The organism is Haloferax sp. s1 (assembly GCF_058382125.1).
In genome coordinates this window covers 1-2,451 of sequence record NZ_JBZRPK010000253.1, presented here as the reverse complement: position 1 = coordinate 2,451, position 2,451 = coordinate 1, and the positions used below count along the sequence as shown (strand labels likewise).

The window sequence follows — 2,451 nt, the reverse complement described above, 5'->3', positions numbered from 1 at the left end:
TCCGTGCGTTGTCGCGGATGTGATCTTCCGCGGGAACCCAGTTGTTGGCGTCGCCTTGTTTGTAGTACTCACGGGCCCAGTCGTAGTCGATGGGCTGTTTCTTGTTCGGGTCGTGTTGGGTGTCGTTATTGACTATCGGCCTCGATGGTTTGGGGGTGTCTGCGACGGGTTTCGTATCGTCTGTGACTGGTCTGCTGGCGATTCAGTCGTCGCGTTGGTCGTCGTCACATCGTTACTGACAGGCGTCACAGGTTGGGTCCTCGACGCTTGGGAGGTCACAGGAACGTCCGCCGTCTGCGACTTCTTCGGGTGATTTGTCGGGTACGTCCTCGTCGTCGGTGGCGGAGGAGTTGCGGAACTGCGTGTCGTCGTACTCGCTCGTGTCGAGCGTGGACTTCTCGATTTGTGAGGCTCCGAGCGTGCGGAGGTAGTAGGTCGTCTTCAGACCGAGTTTCCATGCAGTTCGGTAGACCTCGTTCAGGAGTTCGCCGTCGGTGCTCGGGAAGAAGACGTTGTGCGACTGGCTCTGGTCTATCCAGACGGCGCGCTGTGCGGTGAGGTGCAGGAGGTGTCGGGGGTCGATTTCGAACGCGCCGCGGTGGAGTTCACGTATCTCTTCGGGAATCGCCTCGATATCGGCGACAGAGCCGTCGTGGTACGTCAAGAGGTCGCGCATCTGTGCGTCCCACAGTCCCTCGGCTTCGAGGTCCGAGACGAGGTGTTCGTTGACGACCGTGAAGTCGCCAGACATGTTCGATTTGACGTAGAGATTGGAGTAGCGCGGTTCGATAGAGGGAGTCGTGCCCGCGATGGTCGAAATCGTCGCGGTCGGCGCGACGGCCATCGTGTTGGAGTTGCGCATTCCGTGTTCGGCCACGTGTTCGCGGACGCGCTCCCAATCGAGCGTCTCGGTCCGGTCGAGAGGAATCTCGCGGCCGCGCTCGGATTCGAGAAGGTCGACGGTGTCCTGCGGGAGGAGACCGCGATCCCACTTCGACCCCGCGTAGGTCTCGTAGGTGCCGCGTTCGGCGGCGAGCTTCGAGGAGCCGAGAATCGCGTGGTACGCGAGCAGTTCGGCCGCGTCGGACGCGACATCGACGGCGTCGGCCGACGCCATGGGCACGCCCAGCTCGACGAGCGCGTCGTGGAAACCCATCATGCCGAGACCGACGGGGCGGTGGCGCATGTTCGAGCGCTCGGCGCGGTCGGTCGGGTAGAAGTTGAGGTCGACCACGTTGTCGAGCATGCGCATCGCCGTCTCCGCGGTCTCGGCGAGTTTCTCGCGGTCGAAGCCGTCACCGTCGGCGGCGACGTGCTGCGAGAGGTTGATAGAGCCGAGGTTGCAGACGGCCGTCTCCTCAGAGGAGGTGTTGAGCGTGATTTCGGTACAGAGATTCGACGAGTGGACCGTGCCGACGTGGTCCTGCGGTGAGCGGACGTTACAGGGGTCTTTGAACGTAATCCACGGGTGGCCCGTCTCGAACAGGCGCGTGAGCATCGTCCGCCAGAGGTCGGCGGCTTCGACGCGCTCGAACTGGTCGATTTCTCCCTCCTCGGCCAGTTGTTCGTACTCCTCGTATCGCGCTTCGAACTCGGAGCCGTAGGTCTCGTGGAGGTCCCGAACCTCGTCGGGCGAAAAGAGCGTCCACGATTCGTCGGCTTCGACGCGCTTCATGAACAGGTCCGGCACCCACGCCGCCGTGTTCATGTCGTGCGTCCGGCGGCGCTCGTCGCCGGTGTTGCGCTTGAGGTCGAGGAAGTCCGGGAAGTCTATGTGCCAGCAGGCGAGGTAGGCGGCCGCCGCCCCGCGACGCTTGCCCGAGCGGTTGATAGCCGACGTCACGTCGTTGGAAATCTTGAGGAACGGCACGGTTCCGGTCGATTCGACGCCGGTCGAAGAGATGAGCGAGCCAGCGGCGCGGATGTTCGTCCAGTCGTTGCCGAGACCGCCGGACCACTTCGAGAGCTTCGCGTGGGCCTTGTAGGAGTCGAAGATATCGTCGAGGTCGTCTTCGACGGTCGTGAGGTAACACGACGAGAGTTGCGGGTGCGTCGTTCCCGCGTGGAAGAGCGTCGGCGTCGAAAAGAGGAACCGAAGCGTCGAAAGCAGGTGGTAGAACTCCTTGGCGCGTTCCTGTCGGTCGGCCACGTCTTCGCGGAGGGCGATACCCATCGCAACCCGCATCAAGAAGGCCTGCGGGAGTTCGAGTCGTTCTTCGTCGGCGGTCCGGAGGAAGTAGCGCTGATAGAGCGTATCGACCGCGGTGTAGTCGAACAGGTCGTCGCGGTCGAGCGCGAGTTCCGCGGCGAGGTCGTCGAGGTCGTAGATGAGCATCCGCTCGTCGAGCAGGTCGGTCTCGACGCCGAAGCGGATGTTCTCGACGAACGTCTCGCGATAGACTTCGTCGCGGTTCTCGTCGTCCGGGCGCGAGCCGACGACTTCCTCGAAGT

At 63.0% G+C, this 2,451-nt stretch carries 1 protein-coding gene and 1 pseudogene; both read right to left on the bottom strand.

Annotated elements, in window-relative coordinates; translation table 11 throughout:
• Positions 1-136 (bottom strand): annotated as a pseudogene (locus QT222_RS02370) (ribonucleotide-diphosphate reductase subunit beta); the annotation flags it as partial.
• Positions 137-232: 96 nt separating this feature from the next.
• A partial coding sequence (locus QT222_RS02365) for a ribonucleoside-diphosphate reductase subunit alpha (RefSeq protein ID WP_491476183.1) occupies positions 233-2,451 on the bottom strand: 2,219 nt, incomplete at its 5' end.